The organism is Streptomyces sp. NPDC085946 (assembly GCF_044540485.1).
Taxonomy (GTDB): Bacteria; Actinomycetota; Actinomycetes; order Streptomycetales; family Streptomycetaceae; genus Streptomyces.
In genome coordinates this window covers 242,324-261,015 of the sequence record NZ_JBITSF010000003.1, presented here as the reverse complement: position 1 = coordinate 261,015, position 18,692 = coordinate 242,324, and the positions used below count along the sequence as shown (strand labels likewise).

Genomic DNA, 18,692 nt, shown 5'->3' with positions numbered 1-18,692 from the left:
CCCCGCCGCGTCCGCCGCACCCCCCGCGGACCGCGCACCAAGATGCCGGGGAACCGGACCGCCGGACGCCGGCGGCACAGCAGACCGGCGAGCGGCCGGAGTCCGCGCAGAGCACCTGGCCGCCCCGCACGGGACCGGCGCGGCCCGGTCCCGCCGGCGCACCGCCCGCGGCATCCGGCCCTCCGACGCCCGGCCGCCCCGCACCACCGGACGCCGGCGCGCCGCGGACCGCCGCCCCGGCGGGTCCCGCGCCCGCGAGCCCGCCCCCGCCCCGGCCCTCCGCCCGGTTCCCCGACGCGCCGCCGACGGCCGGGCGCGCCGTGCCCCCGCGCCCGGACCGGCTCCCCGGCCCGCGCCCCGCGGGCGCTCCCGCCGAGGCCGCCCCGGAGACGGCCGCGCGCCTGCGGCCCTTCCCCGCCGGCACCCCGGCCGAGCGGGTCCCCGGGCCCGGTGGCACCCCTGCTGCGTCCGCCGGCCCCCACGCGTCGGCGGCTCCGCCTTCCGCGGCGGGAGCCCGCCCTGCCGAGGCACCCGGCGGGCCCGGGTCCCCCGCGGGGCCCGGGACCGGTACGGGTCCCGGGACCGGCACAGGACTCGGGACCGGTGCAGGTCCTGGGGCCGGCGCAGGATTCGGCACCGGCACGGGGCCCGGGACCGGCGCAGGTCCCGGGAGCGGCGCAGGATTCGGCACCGGCACAGGTCCCGGGAGCGGCGCACGCCCCGCGACCGGCGCACGCCCCGCGGCCGGCGCCGGTGACGCCTTCCCCCGGTCCGCCGTCCCGGCCGCCCGGAGGGAACAGCCGCCCCCGGTCTCCGTCCCCGACCCCGCCTTCTCCTGGAGCGCGCCCCCGGCGCCGGGCGGGGGGCGGCCCGTCGTGTCGTTCGGGGAGCCCGAGGGGTACGACGCGCACGCGCGGCCGCGTCCGCTCGGGCGGCGGGGACGGTCCCAGGCCGTCGCGGCCGCCGTCTGCCTCGTCCTCGGACTGGGGCTCCTCGGCGGTGCCGTCACCGGGAGCTGGCTCGTCGGGGACCCCGGCGGGACCGAGGGCCGCGGCACCTTCGCCGCGGCCGGGGGCCTGTGGCACAGCGTCCCGGTCGACCGGCTGTTCCCGCCCACCGTGGCGGGACAGGGCGCGGGCCCCGGCGGCGCCGACCGCACCTGGACCCGTATCGCCGTGGCCCCGGACAGCGGCTGCCAGGAGGCCTTCGACCCCCTGCTGCGCAAGGCCCTCGCCCCGGTCGGCTGCCGGCGCCTGCTGCGCGCCACCTACACCGACGCCACCCAGAGCCACGTCACCACCGTCGGCCTGCTCTTCACCAAGGCCGACGCCGCCGCCATGACCTCGTTGGCGAGCCGCTTCGACAAGGAGCGTCTGGACCGCCGCGGCGACCTGATGCCGCTGCCGTACGCCGCGCCGGACACCGCCGCCGCACGCTTCGGCGCCGGGCAGCGCGCCTCCTGGACCGTCTCCGTCCTCACCGACGCGCCGGTCGTCGTCTACGCCGTCTCCGGCTGGGCCGACGGCCGCACGGTCGACGAGCCGCAGCCCGCCGAGGACGCCATGGCCACCGGCGCCACCACGGCCCCCGCCCAGGCGGGCCTCGGCCACGAGGCCCAGGGCCTCGCCGACCGCGTCGAGCGGGCCCTGCGCAAGAACGTCCGCTCGGCCACGGAGCAGCCGTCGTGAAACCAGCCGCCGGGACAGCCGGCCCCGCCGACTCCGCACGCGCCGGGACGCGGACCGGTCCCGCCCGCCGCCGCGGCGCCCTCGGCGTCCTGCTCGCCGCGACCCTCGCCCTCGTGTCGCCGGCCACCGCGTACGCCGACGGCATCCGCGCCCAGCAGTGGGCGCTGGAGGCCATGCGCACCGAGCAGGCCTGGCGCACCACCAAGGGCGCGGGCGTCACCGTCGCCGTCCTGGACACCGGCGTCGACGCCGACCACCCCGACCTCGCCGGGAACGTCCTCGCGGGCACCGACCTGGTCCGCTTCGGAGCCAAGCGCGGCGACCGCGCCTGGGCCCGCCACGGCACCGCCATGGCCGGCATCATCGCCGGCCACGGACACGGCCCGGGCAACGCCGACGGTGTCATGGGCATCGCCCCCGAGGCGAAGATCCTGCCCGTCCGCGTGATCCTGGAGGACGGCGACCGGTCCCGGGCCAAGGCCCGCACCACCCGCGGCAACGCCCTCGCCGAGGGCATCCGCTGGGCCGCCGACCACGGCGCCGACGTCATCAACCTCTCCCTCGGCGACGACTCGGCCTCCGCGCACCCCGAACCCACCGAGGACCAGGCCATCCAGTACGCCCTGAAGAAGGGCGTGGCCGTCGTCGCCTCCGCGGGCAACGGCGGCGAGAAGGGCGACCACATCTCCTACCCGGCCGCCTACCCGGGCGTCATCGCCGCGGCGGCCGTCGACCGCTACGGCACCCGCGCCTCCTTCTCCACCCGCCGCTGGTACGCCACGGTCAGCGCGCCCGGCGTCGACGTCGTCATCGCCGACCCCGACCGCAAGTACTACGAGGGCTGGGGCACCAGCGCCGCCGCCGCCTTCGTCTCCGGTGCCGTCGCCCTGGTCAAGGCGGCCCGTCCGGACCTGACCCCGGCACAGGTCAAGAAGCTCCTGGAGGACACCGCCCGCGACGCCCCGGCCGGCGGCCGCGACGACTCCCGAGGCTTCGGCTTCGTCGACCCGGCCGCCGCCATCGAGGCCGCGGAGCGGCTGAGACCCGAGGGCCTGCGCCCGGCGGCGTACGGCGAACGGTACTTCGGGCCCGGCCCGGACACCTCCGCCTCCGACGACGGCACCGCCGGCTGGGCGGCCCCCCTCGCGGGCAGCGCCGGCGCCGTCCTGCTGGTCGCGGCGGTGGTCCTGTGGCGCGGCCGCCGCGCCCGCCACGACGACCGCTAGGGGCTGTCCGACCATCCCCGCCTGTCTCGCGACGCCCTGCGCGCACTCTCGCCGCACCGGGCGCAGAGCCGAGTACGGTCCCGTACGAGGCTCTGTGCCCGGCACGCCGAGAGCACGCACCTGACGCCGCGGGACCGCCCTCCGGGCGACGACGGGAAGGGTCGGACAGCCCCTGGGCCCGCCCGCGGCAGGCACCGGCCTCCGTCCGCCCCGTCCCGCAGACCCCGCGCCGGGCCCTTGTCCTCGCAGCCCGCCCCGCGGGCGACGGACGTGGGGCGGGCCGGCCGGGACCGCCCCTACGCGGACGTGGCGACCACCGGCACCGCCGCCTTCGCCGCCGCCTCGACCAGGGCGATCCCCTCGGCCTTCGTGGCGCTGCCGTGCGAGAGGACCGCCACCAGGCAGGCGCGGCCGCCGGCCGTCACCCGCCCGATGCTGTTGACGTCCCACAGGCCGGTGGTGCTCCGCGGCAGCCAGCCGTTCTTCAGGGCGAACGCGGACCCCGCCGCCGACACGCCCCAGTCCTGGTCCGCCGCGACGTGTCCCATCAGCTCCTGGAGATACGCCCGCGAGGCCGCGTCCAGCTCCGAGTCCGTCCCGAACACGGTCCTCAGCAGCTCCAGTTGGTCGGCGGCCGTGGTCCGGGTCAGCCCCCACAGCATCCCGTCGCCCCCCTCGGTCCGCGTCAGACCGAACCGCTCGTTCGCCGCGTCCAGGCCCGCCGCCCGCCCGATGGCCCGCCACAGGGCCGACGCGGAGGCGTTGTCGCTGTTCCGGATCATCGCGGCGGCGTACGCCCGTTCCGCCGCGGTGAGTTCGCGGCCCGCGTCCTGCGCCTGGAGCAGCAGCGCCGCCAGGATGTCGACCTTGACGATGCTCGCCGTGTCGAAGGTCCCGTCGCCGTACACGGCGGTCGCGCCGGACTCCGGGTCGAGCACGGCCACCGACACCTCCTGGCCGTCCGCCACCGCCACCGCCTCCATGGCCCCGGCGAGCAGCGCGTCACGGTCCGCACCGGACCCGGCCACCCGTTCCACCCCCGCCTCCCCGCTCGACCCGGCCGGCCCCGTCACCGCGGCCGACGCCGCCGACGACACGTCCGGCGCGGCGGAGTGCGCCCCCGCCGTCACGTACACCGTCCCGGCGGCCGCGCCGCCCACGACGGCGACCGCGGCCAGCACGCCGTACAGGAGCGCACGGCGGCGGGCGGGAGGGACACGACGGCCTCGGCGGGCCCGGGCAGAGCGGCCTCTGGGGGACTCCATGCCCAGCGATGCTGGAGGCGCCGGCTGTGCGGACCGTCAGACGCGCGTGAAAGGCGCGTCAACGGTGTCTGAGAAACCCGTGAGCGGCGTGACGCCCGGGTCGCCGGGCCCGCACGAGCGCGGCGGCGTCCCCCCGATAGGGTCGGGGACCGTGGCGAACAAGAACATTCCCGACCCCGGCTTCTCCGACGACGACGGCTCGGCCGATCCCCGGCTGAGCGCGGCGCTCGCCGCCTGGGCCGAGGACCGCACCGCCGTCGGCCCGGTCCTGGAGGCGCTCAAGGGGGCCCGGCTGCTCGTCCCCGTCGTGGCCGTGCTCGGCGAGGTGGAGGAGGACGAGAACGGGCTGCGCCGCGAGAAGACCAGCGACATGGCCGTGCCGACCCTGAAGGCGGGCCACCGCACGGCCCTGCCGGCCTTCACCTCGACCGACTCGCTCGCCCGCTGGGACCCGGCGGCCCGCCCCGTCGCCGTACCGCTGCACCAGGCGCTGCAGGCCGCCGCGCACGAGAAGGCGGACACCATCGTGCTGGACCTGGCCGGTCCGGTGCCCTTCGAGCTGAACCGGCCCGCGCTGCTCGCGCTGGCCGAGGGCCGTACGACGACCGACCCGCTCGCCGATCCGGCCGTGGTCGAGGCCGTCCGCGCGGCGGTCGCCGCCGAGCCCGCCGTGCTCCGCGCCCACCTGGGTCCGGGGCGGGCCGACGGCACCCTGGCCCTCGTCCTCGACCCCGCCGCGCCCCCGGCCGAGGCCGCCCGCGCCGTCGCCGGGCGCCTCGCCGCCGACGAGACGCTGCGGGCCCGCCTGGTGCGCGGCCTCGACCTGGCGCTGCTGCCGGCCGGGACCACGCCGCCCGGCGAGCCCCTGTACGTCCGCGCGTGAGTCAGCCGTAGACCGGGCCCGTGTACTTCTCGCCCGGGCCCTGGCCCGGCTCGTCCGGGACGAGCGAGGCCTCGCGGAACGCCAGCTGCAGCGACTTCAGGCCGTCGCGCAGCGGCGCCGCGTGGAACGAGCTGATCTCGGTCGTGGACGCGTCCAGCAGACCGGCCAGCGCGTGCACCAGCTTGCGGGCCTCGTCGAGGTCCTTGTGCTGGTCGCCCTCCTCGGTCAGGCCGAGCTTCACGGCGGCGGCGCTCATCAGGTTGACGGCGACCGTCACGATCACCTCGACCGCCGGGACCTCGGCGATGTCGCGGGCCATGGCGTCGAAGTCGGGGTCGCCGGAGTTCTCGGGGCTGCCCGAAGGGGAGGTCTCACTCATGTCCCACACCATAGGGCGAGCGGCGGGCGGGCTCGTCCGCGGGAGGCCGGTGCACACCGGTTCGCACCGGCTCGGGAGAGCTGCTAACCTTGTGTAACGACCGGTCGGACACGTATGCCACGCGGCACGCGGCCCGGCCCACAAGTGGAGGCTTTCGAACTCCCACCTGACCGCCCTCACGGGCGGCGGGTCACCGGTCAGGCGGCGCCGTCAGCGACGGTGAGCCGCCCGAAATCGCGCCCCGCGGTCACCGCGGCGGTGCTCCGGTAGCAGTTCGAGGAGCCCCGCCTGTGATCGTCCGGGGCATTTTTGCTGCTTCGGCGCGGTTAGGTCTAACGAACACAGACGTTACGCGGCTGTCCGCCAGACCGCCGTGTGGTGCTACCGAGGAGGATCCATCAGCGCCGAGCCCCGCATCAACGACCGGATTCGCGTTCCCGAGGTGCGACTTGTCGGTCCCAGTGGCGAGCAGGTGGGCATCGTCCCGCTGGCCAAGGCACTGGAGCTTGCGCAGGAGTACGACCTGGACCTGGTCGAGGTCGCGGCGAACGCCCGTCCGCCCGTGTGCAAGCTCATGGACTACGGGAAGTTCAAGTACGAGTCGGCCATGAAGGCCCGTGAGGCGCGCAAGAACCAGGCGCACACGGTCATCAAGGAGATGAAGCTCCGGCCGAAGATCGACCCGCACGACTATGACACCAAGAAGGGTCACGTCGTCCGGTTCCTCAAGCAGGGCGACAAGGTCAAGATCACGATCATGTTCCGTGGTCGCGAGCAGTCCCGGCCCGAGCTGGGCTACCGGCTGCTGCAGCGCCTCGCGGAGGACGTCCAGGACCTCGGTTTCGTCGAGTCGAACCCGAAGCAGGACGGCCGCAACATGATCATGGTTCTCGGTCCGCACAAGAAGAAGACCGAGGCGATGGCCGAGGCTCGCCAGGCGCAGGAGGCCCGCAAGGCCGAGGCGAAGGCCAACCCCGGCCGCTCGCAGAACCCCGCCGACGCCGAGGCGACCGCCGAGGAGTCCGCCGAGGAACCTGCCGAGGCGTGATCCCGGGGACCCCCGGGTCCCAGGCAGTTAACCGAAACAAGAGCGACGCTCCACCGTGCCCGGTTCTCGCGACCGGGCACCGGAGCGCCACCGACGAGGAGAGAACGGCGCTATGCCGAAGAACAAGTCGCACAGCGGTGCCAGCAAGCGCTTCAAGATCACCGGCTCCGGCAAGGTGCTCCGCGAGCGCGCCGGCAAGCGCCACCTGCTCGAGCACAAGTCGTCCCGCGTGACGCGTCGCCTCACCGGCAACGCCGAGATGGCCCCGGGCGACGCCGCGAAGATCAAGAAGCTTCTCGGCAAGTGACGCCCCGGCGCCCGTAGCGCCCCCCGCGCACCGAGCGCCGCACGCACGTCAGGACCGGGACCCAATCGATTTCGGGCCGTGTGAAGACCACCACGGCCCCGCTACAAGGAGTTAACAAGTGGCACGCGTCAAGCGGGCAGTCAACGCCCACAAGAAGCGCCGGGCGATCCTCGAGCAGGCCTCCGGCTACCGCGGTCAGCGTTCGCGCCTGTACCGCAAGGCCAAGGAGCAGGTCACCCACTCGCTGGTCTACAACTACAACGACCGCAAGAAGCGCAAGGGTGACTTCCGCCAGCTGTGGATCCAGCGCATCAACGCCGCTGCCCGCGCCAACGGCATCACCTACAACCGCTTCATCCAGGGTCTGAAGGCCGCGAACGTCGAGGTCGACCGCAAGATCCTGGCCGAGCTGGCCGTCAACGACCCGGGTGCCTTCGCCGCCCTGGTCGAGGTCGCCCAGAAGGCGCTGCCGGCGGACGTGAACGCGCCCAAGGCCGCGTGACGCCGCGCAGGCCGTAGGCCGACGTGACTGGACGGACCCGCGGGCTTCTCAGCCCGCGGGTCCGTTGCCTTGAGTGGTGCGGACGGGTCCGGCACCGCCGTTGCCCGCCGTCGTGGTCGTTCGCCGTTGCGGCGGAAAAGTAGCTGAAGGTGAAGTGCATGTCCCCGGTTGCCCCCGAACTGATCTCCCCGCGTTCCCCGCGCGTCTCCGCCGCGCGCCGGCTGGCCAGGCGGAACTTCCGGGGGAAGGAGCGGCTGTTCCTCGCCGAGGGCCCGCAGGCCGTGCGGGAGGCCGCCGGGCACCGTGCCGGGGGCACGCCCACGCTCGTCGAGCTCTTCGTCACGCCGGAGGCCGCCGACCGGTACGCCGACATCGTCGGCGAGGCCCGGGACGCCGGCGCCCGGGTGCACCTCGCCGCCGAGCAGGTCATCGAGGACGTCTCCACCACCGTCACCCCGCAGGGACTGGTCGGGGTCTGCCGCTTCCTCGACACGCCCTTCGAGGAGATCCTCGCCGCCCGGCCCCGGCTCGTCGCCGTCCTCGCCCACGTCCGCGACCCCGGCAACGCGGGGACCGTGCTGCGCTGCGCCGACGCCGCCGGCGCCGAGGCCGTCGTCCTCACCGACGCCTCCGTCGACCTGTACAACCCCAAGGCCGTGCGCGCCTCCGTCGGTTCCCTGTTCCACCTGCCCGTCGCCGTCGGCGTGCCCGTCGAGCGGGCCGTGGCCGGGCTGCGGGAGACCGGGGTGCGGGTGCTGGCCGCCGACGGGGCCGGCGACCGCGACCTCGACGACGAGCTGGACAAGGGCACCATGGGCGGACCGACCGCCTGGGTGTTCGGCAACGAGGCCTGGGGCCTGCCGGAGGAGACCCGCGCGCTCACCGACGCCGTGGTCCGCGTCCCCATCCACGGAAAGGCCGAGAGCCTGAACCTCGCCACCGCCGCGGCCGTATGTCTCTACGCGTCGGCCCGCGCGCAGCGCGCCGACGCGGGGTGCCGTTCCGTCACCGATGCCTAGTAGGGTGACCAGCTCGGGGACACCCACTGCGCCAGTACGAGAGGTGGGGTACGGGGATGAGCGTCGGCACGAGCAGGGCACCGGGAGCACAGGACGTGCGGCGGGCGCCCGCGTCCCGGCCCGGTGACCTCGCCGGCCTCGGCGTCGGTCCCGACGAGCTGCCCGACGGCCTCGTCGTCGCCGACGAGCACGGGCACGTCGTCTGCTTCAACGCGGCCGCCGAGCGCATCACCGCCCTCCCCGCCGCCGAGGCCCTCGGACAGCCGCTGGAGAAGGCCCTGCCGTTAGAGGACCTGGAGGGCCGGCGCTGGTGGCAGCTGACCGACCCCTACGGCGGACTCGCCATCCGGGTCCGCCAGCCCGAACGCAATCTGCTGCTCCCCGGCGGACGGGAGGTGCTCGTCTCGGCGCGGTACGTCCGCACCGAGCCCACCGGCCCCGTCCGCCGCGTCGTCGTCACCCTGCGCGACACCGAGGCCCGGCGCCGCACCGAGCGCAGCCACGCCGAGCTCATCGCCACCGTCGCCCACGAGCTGCGCTCCCCGCTGACCTCCGTCAAGGGCTTCACCGCGACCCTGCTCGCCAAGTGGGAGCGGTTCACCGACGACCAGAAGCGGCTCATGCTGGAGACCGTCGACGCCGACGCCGACCGGGTCACCCGCCTCATCGCCGAGCTGCTGGACATCTCCCGCATCGACTCCGGGCGGCTGGAGGTGCGCCGCCAGCCCGTGGACATCGGGGCGGCCGTCGGGCGCCACATCCAGGCCTACGTCGCGGCCGGCCAGCCCGCCGACCGGTTCCTGCTGCGCCTCGAACAGCCGCTGCCCATGCTGTGGGCCGACCCCGACAAGATCGACCAGGTGCTCAGCAACCTGATCGAAAATGCCGTGCGGCACGGCGAGGGAACCGTCACCATCGACATCACGGCCACGGCGTCGCCCCGCGAGGGAGAGGACGCCGGCACGTCGGTCACGGTGAGCGACGAGGGGCCCGGCATCCCGGAGGAGTCCATGAACCGCGTCTTCACCCGCTTCTGGCGGGGCAGCAAGCGCGGCGGCACGGGCCTCGGGCTCTACATCGTCAAGGGCATCGTGGAGGCCCACGGCGGCACCATCACGGTCGGCCGCGCCCCCGGCGGCGGCGCCGAGTTCCGATTTACGCTGCCCGTGGCGGCCCCGGCGTATCTCGCCTGAGGCACCACGGGCGCATTCGCCCACCAGCACCCCGTTAGACTCGGCCTTTGGCACCTTTGTGTCCCGAAAACCGTGACGAGCCGTCCTTGAGTCGGTGACGGGGACCTCCAGCCAGCCAATCGGAAGCACGGGAAGAGATGTCGGCACCCAATAAGTCGTACGACCCTGTCGAGGTCGAGGCGTTGAAACCGGAAGAGATCGAGCGCATGCGGGACGAGGCGCTCGCCGCCTTCGCCGCCGCGGACTCCCTCGACGCGCTCCACGAGGCCAAGGTCGCCCACACCGGCCCCGCCTCTCCGCTGGCCCTCGCCAACCGCGAGATCGGCGCCCTGCCCCCGCACGCCAAGGCCGAGGCCGGCAAGCGTGTCGGCCAGGCCCGCGGCGCGGTCAACAAGGCGCTCGCCACCCGCCAGGAAGAACTGGAGGCCGAGCGCGACGCACGCGTGCTGGTCGAGGAGGCGGTGGACGTCACGCTGCCCCACGACCGGGTGCCGGCGGGTGCGCGGCACCCGCTGACGACGCTGTCGGAGCGCATCGAGGACATCTTCGTGGCCATGGGCTACGAGGTCGCCGAGGGCCCGCAGGCCGAGGCCGAGTGGTTCAACTTCGACGCCCTGAACATCGGCCCGGACCACCCGGCCCGCGGTGAGCACGACACGTTCTTCGTGCAGGGGGAGAAGGGCGGCACCGAGTCCGGCGTCGTGCTGCGCACCCACACCTCGCCCGTCCAGATCCGCTCCCTGCTCGACCGCGAGCTGCCGGTCTACGTGATCTGCCCCGGCCGCGTGTACCGCACCGACGAGCTGGACGCCACCCACACCCCGGTCTTCCACCAGGTCGAGCTGCTCGCCGTCGACGAGGGCCTCACCATGGCCGACCTCAAGGGCACCCTGGACCACATGGTCCAGTCGCTGTTCGGCGAGGGCATGAAGACCCGGCTGCGGCCGAACTTCTTCCCCTTCACCGAGCCGAGCGCCGAGATGGACATGCTCTGCTACGTGTGCAAGGGCGAGTCCGTCGGCAACCCCGACCGGCCCTGCCGCACCTGCTCGTCCGAGGGCTGGATCGAGCTCGGCGGCTGCGGCATGGTCAACCCGCGGGTGCTCACCGCCTGCGGCGTCGACCCCGAGAAGTACAGCGGCTTCGCCTTCGGGTTCGGCATCGAGCGGATGCTGATGTTCCGCCACAACGTCGAAGACATGCGAGACATGGTCGAGGGTGACGTCCGGTTCACCCGGCCGTTCGGGATGGAGATCTGATGCGGGTCCCGCTTTCCTGGCTGCGGGAGTACGTCGACCTGCCGGCGACGGAGACCGGCCGTGACGTGCAGGCCAAGCTGGTGTCGGCCGGTCTGGAGGTCGAGACCGTCGAGCAGCTCGGCGCCGACCTGAAGGGCCCGCTCGTGGTGGGCCAGGTGGCCACCATCGAGGAGCTGGAGGGCTTCAAGAAGCCGATCCGGCACTGCACGGTCGACGTCGGCCGGGCCAACGGCACCGGCGAGCCCCAGGAGATCATCTGCGGCGCCCGCAACTTCGCCGTCGGCGACAAGGTCGTCGTGGCACTCCCGGGCGCCGTCCTGCCGGGCGACTTCCAGATCGCCGAGCGCAAGACGTACGGCCGGATGTCGCGCGGCATGATCTGCTCCAGCGACGAGCTGGGCATGGGCGACGACGGCACCAAGGGCATCATCGTGCTGCCGCCGGAGACCGAGATCGGCAAGGACGCGATCGAACTGCTGGAGCTGGTCGACGAGGTCCTCGACATCGCCGTCACGCCCGACCGCGGCTACTGCCTGTCGATCCGCGGCGTCGCCCGCGAGACCGCCACCGCCTACGGCCTGCCGCTGCGCGACCCGGCGCTGCTCGACGTGCCCGCCCCGAACGCGTTCGGCTACCCGGTGCGCGTCGCCGACCCGATCGGCTGCGACCGCTTCACCGCCCGCACGGTGACCGGCCTGAGCCCCGAGGCACGCTCCCCGATCTGGCTCCAGCGCCGGCTGCAGAAGGTCGGCATGCGCCCGATCTCGCTCGCCGTCGACGTCACCAACTACGTGATGATGGAGCTCGGCCAGCCGCTGCACGCCTACGACCGCACCCTGGTCCAGGGCGCCATCGGCGTACGCCGGGCCGAGCCGGGGGAGAAGCTCACCACCCTCGACGGCGTGGTGCGCACCCTGGACGCCGAGGACCTGGTCATCACCGACGAGCGCGGCCCGATCGGCCTCGCCGGTGTGATGGGCGGCGCCGACACCGAGATCGCCGACCACGACGACCTCGAGAACGCCACCACCGACGTGGTGATCGAGGCCGCGCACTTCGACGCGGTCTCCATCGCGCGCACGGCCCGCCGCCACAGGCTGTCCTCCGAGGCGTCCCGCCGCTTCGAGCGCGGCGTCGACCCGCAGGCCGCCGCGGCCGCCGCCCAGCGCACGGTGGACCTGCTGGTGCTGCTCGCGGGCGGTACCGCCGAGGCCGGCGTCACCGAGGTCATCGCCCCGTCCGCGCCGCGCACCATCACCATCCCGGCCGACCACCCGGACAGGGTCGCGGGCGTCGCGTACGGCCGCGAGACCGTCGTCCGGCGGCTCCAGGAGGTCGGCTGCGACGTCTACGGGCAGGACGAGCTGATCGTCACCGTGCCGTCCTGGCGGCCCGACCTCACCGACCCGAACGACCTGGCCGAAGAGGTCATCCGCCTGGAGGGCTACGAGAACCTGCCCTCCACGCTGCCCAGGCCCCCCGCGGGCCGCGGCCTGACCCACCGGCAGCGGCTGCACCGCCGCGTCGGCCGGGCGCTGGCCGGCGCCGGGTACGTCGAGGCGCCGAACTACCCGTTCGTCAGCGAGCAGGTCTTCGACCAGCTCGGCCTGGAGGCCGACGACCCGGCCCGCCGCGTCGTGCGGCTCACCAACCCGCTCAGCGACGAGGAGCCCGCGCTGCGGACCTCGCTGCTGCCGGGCCTGCTCGGCGCGCTGCGCCGCAACGACGGCCGGGGCTCGCACGACCTCGCGCTGTTCGAGACCGGCCTGGTCTTCCACCCGCGCGAGGAGCGGAAGGCCGCCCCGCGGCTGCCCGTCGACCGGCGTCCCACCGCCGAGGAGATCGCGGAGCTCGACGCGGCGCTGCCCGAGCAGCCGCGCCACGTCGCCGTCGTCCTCGCCGGTGCCCGCGAGCAGGCCGGCTGGTGGGGCAAGGGCCGGCCGGGCGACTGGGCCGACGCGGTCGAGGCCGCGCGCACCGTCGCCCGCGAGGCGGGCGCCGAACTGGTCGTCCGCAAGGGGCAGTACGGGCCGTGGCACCCGGGACGGTGCGCCGAGCTGGCGATCACCGTCGACGGTGCGGAGCGGGTCGTGGGGCACGCCGGTGAGCTGCACCCGCGGGTGCTCAAGGCCCTCGGCCTGCCGTCCCGCACCTGCGCGATGGAGCTGGACCTGGACGCCCTGGAGCAGGCCGGCGGCGACACCGTGAAGGCGCCGGGCATCTCGACCTTCCCCGTCGCCACGCAGGACGTCGCCCTCGTCGTCGACGCGTTCGTCCCGGCGGCGGACGTCGAGGCGGCGCTGCGCGAGGGAGCCGGTGAACTCCTGGAGTCCATCCGCCTGTTCGACGTGTACGAGAACGCCGAGCAGCTGGGCGACGGCCGGAAGTCGCTGGCGTACGCGCTGCGCTTCCGGGCGGCCGACCGGACGCTGACGGTGGACGAGGCGTCGGCGGCCCGGGACGCAGCCGTCGCGCTGGCCGCCGAGCGGACCGGGGCGGCACTGCGCAGCTAGGGGCTGTCGTTCGGATCACGCCGCGGACGCGGGGCCCGGCCCGCGCGTCCGCGGCGTTGTCGTCGGTTGCCGATGCTCCGCATCGCCGCCCTCCTCCGCCTTGCGGCTACACGCACCGGGCCCCGCTCACCGGCGCCGACGACACACAGTCGATTCCCCGCGACCTGATCCGAACGACAGCCCCTAGGCCCCGGGGGCATCCCGGTCACCTCACTCGTTCGGGTGAGATGTCCGGATGATCCGTCCCCTGCCGGGCCCATGGTCGACAGAATCGGACCGGCCTTTCTGGGCCGGTCCGTTCTGTGCTGTCAGGGCCTATATGGGGGGCCATTGGCATGATCCGCATCAGGGCTGGGGTTCCCCGTAGGACAGGGCGGCTCCGGACGACCTCCCGGCCGCTGCGCCGGATCCTCACCTTCGGCCTCCCCGCGATCTGGGGGGCCACGGCCGTCAGCTTCAAGCTGACCTGCCCGCTCGCCCACCAGGCCGGCCTCGGCGCACGCATCGCCACCAGCGCCGTCTTCCTCGCGGTCGGCACCGGGATCGTCCTGCACATACGGCGGGCGCTGCTGCGCGAGCTGCGCCAGGCGCGCCGGATCGCGGGTGCCGCGCAGAGCGTGCTGCTGCGGCCGCCGCCCCCGCGCGTCGCCTGGCTGAACACCGCCGCCGCCCAGCTCTCCGCCGACCGCGAGGCGGCGGTCGGCGGCGACCTGTACGAGGTCGTCGCCACCGAGCACGGCGTGCGGGCCGTCATGGGCGACGTCCGCGGGCACGGGCTCGGCGCCCTCGCCACCGTCGCCGCCGTCCTCGGCAGTTTCCGCGAGGCCGTCCACGACGAGACCGACCTCGACGGGGTGCTGCGCCGGCTGGAGCGGGCCCTGGCCCGGCACCTGCGCGAACGGGCCCGCGCCGAGCACCCGTCGGCGGGCAGCCCGCTGCTCCTCGACCCGGTGGCCGAGGAGTTCGTCACCCTGCTGCTGGTGGAGATCGGCACGGACGGCGAGGTGCGCGCCCTCAACTGCGGCCATCCGTGGCCGTACCTGCTGAGCGGTACGCGGGTGGAGCAGCTGGCCCGTGCCGACCCGCTGCCGCCCCTCGGGCCGTTCCCGCTGCCGGCCGACCTGCCCGCCGTCCCCCTGGGGCGGCTGCTGCCGGGCGACGCGCTGGTGCTCTACACGGACGGGGTGGAGGACGCCCGGAACGCGGACGGCCGGTTCTTCCCGCTGCCGGCCGTGCTGGCCGCCCTCGTACGGGATGAACCGCTCTCCCCGCAGGCCGTGCTCCACGGCGTCTTCACCGCCCTGCTGCACCACACGCGGGGCACCCCCGCGGACGACATCGCCCTGCTGGTCCTCGCCGACGGGCGGCGCACTCCCTCCGGGGAGCGGGGCACCGCGCGGCCGGCCGGCCACCCGCGGTCGGCGCTGCACCTCCAGCCGCTCGGCGACTAGCCGCTCCGCCGGCGGGCCGTCCGCCCGGCCGCGGAGTGTCGGGCAGGCTGCCGGGCGGACGGCGCAGGGCCGGGCCGCCGCAACTGTATGAGGGGGAGCCGGCGGCCCGGCCGGCCTCTTGCGAGGCATTTCAGTCAACCGGCTGGAAACTCTGCGCGACAGCGCGCGCACGGTACGGATTCGCGCACTCCGTTCACACCCCGTGTGAACGCGGACCCACTAATCTGTCGGCACCGAGCCACCCGGGGGGCACCATGGAGCCCAACACACTGCTCGACGCGATCCTCGACGAGGCGGGCATCTCGCACGCGGGCCTGGCCGCGCACGTCAACCAGGCGGGCCGCAGACGCGGTCTGGCCCTGCGCTACGAGCACACCGCCGTGGCGCGGTGGCTGAAGGGGCAGCGGCCCCGCGGGCAGGTGCCCGACCTGATCTGCGAGGTGCTCGCCGCGCGGCTGCGCCGGCCGGTGACCCTGGACGACATCGGCCTCGGCGTGCCCGGCGAGCCGGCCGTGCCGCACACCGGGTCGCTGTCCGGGTTCGTGGAGCGGGCCACCGCCCTGTGGCGCTCCGACCAGCAGCAGCGCCCGCACATCCTGGGCGCCCCCGCGCTCACCGGCACGCCCGCCGTGATGCCCGTGTGGGAGTGGGAGAACCCGCCGGAGGACGTGGACGTCTCCCGCGGCGGCCGGCACCGGGTCACCCCGTCCGACATCCAGATGCTGCGCGCCGCCCGCACCCACTACGAGCAGATGTACCGCAAGGCCGGCGGCGTCGCGACCCGCGCCCGCATCGTCGGCTTCCTCAACGCCGAGGCCGCCCCGCTGCTGCGCGGCGGCTACACCGACGCCACGGGCCGCCAACTGCACCGTGCCACCGGCGGGTTGGTGGCGATCGCCGGCATCTGCGCGTACGACTCCGACGCGCACGGCCTCGCCCAGCGCTACTTCCACCAGGCGCTGCGGCTGGCGAAGGCGAGCGGCGACCGCGGGCTGGGCGCCTACGTGATCGCGCTGCTGGTCAACCAGTCCCTGTTCATGCGGGAGTACCGGCAGGCCGTCGCCTTCGCGGAGGCCGCGCTGCGCACTGCCGGCCGGGACATCACCCCGGCGCTCGCCTCCGACCTGTACGCGATGCAGGCGAAGGCGTACGCGCACCTCGGCGACGGGACGAGCGCCCTGTCCTGCATCCGGCGGGCCGAGCAGGCCGCCGAACGCATCCGGCGCGGCCACGAGCCGGACGAGACCGGCTATGTCCAGCCGGGCCTGGTCAACGTCCAGGTGGCGGAGGCGCTGCTGAGCCTCGGCGAGATCGCGGCGGCGGGGGAGCACGCGGCGGCGGCCGTGGACACCCCCGCGCACGACCGGGGCCGGGTGCACCGGCTGGCCATGCTCAGCACGATCGAGCTGCGGCAGGGCAACGCCGACAAGGCGGCGGCCATCGCGGTGCAGATGGCCGAGCAGGCCCGGGGCATGGAGTCCCAGCGGCTGCGCGACCGCCTGCGCGCGGTCCGCGAGCACCTGGTGCGCAACGGCTGCGCGGGCACCGCCGAGGCGGCCGAACTCATCGACGGGGCGCTGCGCGTACCGCTGTAGACCGGCGCCCGTGCCCCGCCCGCTCACGGTTGGCCCTGCCATATTGCCACTTACTCGACGGAAGGTGGCAGAACCGTGCAGTGGACGAAACAGAACGAACAAGTCGTGTACTCGAACCGCTGGTTCAGCGTCAATCTCGCGGATGTCGAGCTGCCGGACGGCCGGCACCTCGACCACTTCCTCATCCGGCTGCGGCCGGTCGCCGTGGCCACGGTGGTGAACGAGGCCAACGAGGTGCTGCTGCTGTGGCGGCACCGCTTCATCACCGACAGCTGGGGGTGGGAGCTCGCGGCCGGGGTGGTGGAGGACGGCGAGGACATCGCCGTCGCGGCGGCCCGGGAGCTGGAGGAGGAGACCGGCTGGCGGCCGGGACCCCTGCGCCACCTGATGAGCGTGGAGCCGTCCAACGGCCTCACCGACGCCCGGCACCACATCTACTGGGCCGACGAGGGGGAGTACGTCGGACACCCCGTGGACGACTTCGAGTCGGACCGCAGGGAGTGGGTCCCGCTCAAGGTCGTTCCCGACCTGGTCGCCCGCGGGGAGGTCCCGGCCGCCAACATGGCGGCCGCGTTACTGCTGCTGCACCACCTCAGGCTCGGACAGGACTGAGGCGCCCCGGCCTAGCGTCCCAGGGCCTGCCAGACCGTCACGACGAGGGCACCCACGGCGGTGAGGGCGGCGACCGCGGGCAGGGGCCAGCGCGCGTGTTCGAGTGTGTGGATCCGGGTGTTGAGCTCGTCGAGTTCCCTGGCGGTCTCCTCGGTGCGGTGCGTGAGCAGGGCCAGCCCGCCCTCGACGCGGGCGTACGCCACGTCGAGGCGGCGTCGTAACTCTGCGAGTTCTCCTTGGGCGACGGGATGCTCGGGATCGATGGTCACGAGTCCGCTCCTTTCCGTAGTCGGCTCACATCCCTTGCATGCGCATGATGAGTCAACTCGCCTGGTGGGCGCGTGGGGAGAGTGTGTGAGTGGCATATGCGAGCCCGGCGCGCACACACCGTGTGAACGGTACGGGCCCGGCGCCTTTTCCGGCGCCGGGCCCTCTGCATGGCCGATTCCATACGGTCCGTAACCCTCGCCGACGGACCTCCCCCGGCGGCCGCCCCCTCGCCGTCCCGGGCGGCGGGCGCCTCCTTCCCGACGCCGCCCTTCCCGGGCTACGGCAGGCGCTCCTGAGTCATGGGTCCCCCTGCGGACGGTCGTGACGTGCGCACGTACGACGTGAGCGGAACGCGGAAGGAGCCGTCACCCGTTCGTGGGCGACGGCTCCCGTCGGGACGTGAAGGGGGCGGTGCGTCCCGTGCGGCTCAGCCGTAGGTGTAGAAGCCCGAGCCGGTCTTGCGGCCCAGGCGGCCGGCGTCGACCATGCGCTGGAGCAGCGGGGGAGCGGCGTACAGCGGCTCCTTGTACTCCTCGTACATCGACTGCGCCACCGAGGCGACCGTGTCCAGGCCGATCAGGTCGGACAGCTTGAGGGGGCCCATCGGGTGGGCGCAGCCCATCTCCATGCCGTTGTCGATGTCCTCGCGGCTGGCGATGCCCGTCTCGAACATCCGGATCGCGGAGAGCAGGTACGGGATCAGCAGCGCGTTGACCACGAAGCCGGAGCGGTCCACGGCGCGGATGGAGTGCTTGCCCAGCACCTTCTCGGTGAACAGCTGGGCGCGGCCGATGGTGCCCTCGGAGGTGGTGAGCGCCGGGATCAGCTCGACGAGCTTCTGCACCGGGGCCGGGTTGAAGAAGTGGATGCCGATGACCTGGTCGGGCCGCGAGGTGGCGACCGCCAGCTTCACCAGCGGGATGGAGGAGGTGTTGGAGGCCAGGATGGCGTCCGGCCGGGTCACGACCTGGTCGAGCACCTGGAAGATCTCGGTCTTGACCTGCTCGTTCTCCACGACGGCCTCGATCACCAGGTCCCGGTCGGCGAACTCGCCGAGGTCGGTGGTGAAGCTCAGCCGGTCCTGGGTGGCCGCCCGCTCCGCCTCGGTGATCTTGCCGCGCTCGGCCGCCTTCGACAGGGAGTTGAACAGCCGGGTCCGGCCGATCTCCAGGGCCTCGCCGGTGGTCTCGGCGACCTTCACGTCCAGGCCGGCCCGGGCGCACACCTCGGCGATCCCCGCGCCCATCTGACCGCAGCCCACCACTCCGACGCGTTCGATGTCCGTCACATCGTCCCTTTCCGTGCCATCCGGCGCGCCGTTTCGGCTCACCCGCTGGCCCTGATCTACGGCTGTGGCAGGTCCGCCGGGTTCCGGTGCCTGCTCCGTTCGAGCACGTTACCGCCAAGTATCGATGATCGATCGCCGGGGTCCGGCATGCTGGGCGCGGAGCGATCCGCAACGGGGCGGATCCGCGGTGTCGA

General features: G+C 74.2%; 17 protein-coding genes. 13 read left to right on the top strand and 4 right to left on the bottom strand.

Translation table 11 applies throughout. The annotated features are described in order from the left end of the window. The first annotated feature begins 875 nt into the window (after nucleotides 1-875). On the top strand, nucleotides 876-1,688 hold the full coding sequence (locus ACIF8T_RS09110) for a hypothetical protein (RefSeq protein WP_400032760.1): 813 nt from the start codon (nucleotides 876-878) through the stop codon (nucleotides 1,686-1,688). Between the two features lie 89 nt (nucleotides 1,689-1,777). Beyond that, on the top strand, nucleotides 1,778-2,914 hold the full coding sequence (mycP, locus tag ACIF8T_RS09105; RefSeq protein WP_400033102.1) for a type VII secretion-associated serine protease mycosin: 1,137 nt from the start codon (nucleotides 1,778-1,780) through the stop codon (nucleotides 2,912-2,914). Nucleotides 2,915-3,210: 296 nt separating this feature from the next. Here the strand turns inward: mycP and ACIF8T_RS09100 are convergent, their stop codons facing one another. Beyond that, nucleotides 3,211-4,179, bottom strand: a complete 969-nt coding sequence (locus ACIF8T_RS09100) for a serine hydrolase (protein WP_400032758.1) — start codon at nucleotides 4,177-4,179, stop codon at nucleotides 3,211-3,213. Nucleotides 4,180-4,330: 151 nt separating this feature from the next. On the opposite strand from ACIF8T_RS09100, the gene ACIF8T_RS09095 reads away from it, so the two are divergent. Beyond that, nucleotides 4,331-5,062 (top strand): SseB family protein, encoded by a 732-nt coding sequence (locus tag ACIF8T_RS09095; protein WP_400032756.1) that lies wholly within the window; start codon nucleotides 4,331-4,333, stop codon nucleotides 5,060-5,062. A gap of 1 nt (nucleotide 5,063) precedes the next feature. Here ACIF8T_RS09095 and ACIF8T_RS09090 read toward each other — a convergent pair whose 3' ends face one another. Continuing rightward, nucleotides 5,064-5,441 carry a DUF1844 domain-containing protein gene (locus ACIF8T_RS09090; RefSeq protein ID WP_400032755.1) on the bottom strand — a complete coding sequence of 126 codons (378 nt, stop codon included), beginning with the start codon at nucleotides 5,439-5,441 and terminating at the stop codon, nucleotides 5,064-5,066. Nucleotides 5,442-5,814: 373 nt separating this feature from the next. On the opposite strand from ACIF8T_RS09090, the gene infC reads away from it, so the two are divergent. The 10 genes from infC (at nucleotide 5,815) to ACIF8T_RS09040 (ending at nucleotide 16,940) form a co-directional block, all read left to right on the top strand. After that, a complete protein-coding gene (gene infC, locus ACIF8T_RS09085; RefSeq protein WP_400032754.1) occupies nucleotides 5,815-6,489 on the top strand; it encodes a translation initiation factor IF-3 in 675 nt (224 codons plus the stop codon). 112 nt (nucleotides 6,490-6,601) lie between these two features. Next, nucleotides 6,602-6,796, top strand: coding sequence for a 50S ribosomal protein L35 (gene rpmI / locus ACIF8T_RS09080; RefSeq protein WP_003977225.1), 195 nt, complete (start codon nucleotides 6,602-6,604; stop codon nucleotides 6,794-6,796). 118 nt (nucleotides 6,797-6,914) lie between these two features. Further along, nucleotides 6,915-7,298, top strand: a complete 384-nt coding sequence (gene rplT / locus ACIF8T_RS09075) for a 50S ribosomal protein L20 (RefSeq protein ID WP_365828504.1) — start codon at nucleotides 6,915-6,917, stop codon at nucleotides 7,296-7,298. 158 nt (nucleotides 7,299-7,456) lie between these two features. Beyond that, nucleotides 7,457-8,317, top strand: a complete 861-nt coding sequence (locus ACIF8T_RS09070; protein WP_400032753.1) for a TrmH family RNA methyltransferase — start codon at nucleotides 7,457-7,459, stop codon at nucleotides 8,315-8,317. A gap of 56 nt (nucleotides 8,318-8,373) precedes the next feature. Continuing rightward, entirely contained in the window at nucleotides 8,374-9,510 is a 1,137-nt protein-coding gene (locus tag ACIF8T_RS09065; RefSeq protein ID WP_400032752.1) for an ATP-binding protein, read from the top strand. A 137-nt stretch (nucleotides 9,511-9,647) separates the two neighbouring features. Beyond that, nucleotides 9,648-10,769, top strand: a complete 1,122-nt coding sequence (pheS, locus tag ACIF8T_RS09060) for a phenylalanine--tRNA ligase subunit alpha (RefSeq protein ID WP_400032750.1) — start codon at nucleotides 9,648-9,650, stop codon at nucleotides 10,767-10,769. Beyond that, on the top strand, nucleotides 10,769-13,282 hold the full coding sequence (gene pheT / locus ACIF8T_RS09055; protein WP_400032748.1) for a phenylalanine--tRNA ligase subunit beta: 2,514 nt from the start codon (nucleotides 10,769-10,771) through the stop codon (nucleotides 13,280-13,282). Before pheS ends, pheT begins: the two co-directional genes overlap by 1 nt. 335 nt (nucleotides 13,283-13,617) lie before the next feature. Then, nucleotides 13,618-14,733 (top strand): PP2C family protein-serine/threonine phosphatase, encoded by a 1,116-nt coding sequence (locus tag ACIF8T_RS09050; RefSeq protein WP_400032746.1) that lies wholly within the window; start codon nucleotides 13,618-13,620, stop codon nucleotides 14,731-14,733. A 254-nt stretch (nucleotides 14,734-14,987) separates the two neighbouring features. Next, entirely contained in the window at nucleotides 14,988-16,328 is a 1,341-nt protein-coding gene (locus ACIF8T_RS09045) for a transcriptional regulator (RefSeq protein WP_400032744.1), read from the top strand. Nucleotides 16,329-16,403: 75 nt separating this feature from the next. Then, entirely contained in the window at nucleotides 16,404-16,940 is a 537-nt protein-coding gene (locus ACIF8T_RS09040) for an NUDIX hydrolase (protein ID WP_400032742.1), read from the top strand. 11 nt (nucleotides 16,941-16,951) lie between these two features. Here ACIF8T_RS09040 and ACIF8T_RS09035 read toward each other — a convergent pair whose 3' ends face one another. Together ACIF8T_RS09035 and ACIF8T_RS09030 are read right to left on the bottom strand one after the other, a co-directional pair. After that, complete coding sequence (locus ACIF8T_RS09035; protein ID WP_400032740.1) at nucleotides 16,952-17,209, bottom strand: hypothetical protein; 258 nt, start codon at nucleotides 17,207-17,209, stop codon at nucleotides 16,952-16,954. A 428-nt stretch (nucleotides 17,210-17,637) separates the two neighbouring features. Further along, a complete protein-coding gene (locus tag ACIF8T_RS09030) occupies nucleotides 17,638-18,498 on the bottom strand; it encodes a 3-hydroxybutyryl-CoA dehydrogenase (RefSeq protein ID WP_400032738.1) in 861 nt (286 codons plus the stop codon). Between the last annotated feature and the right edge of the window lie 194 nt (nucleotides 18,499-18,692).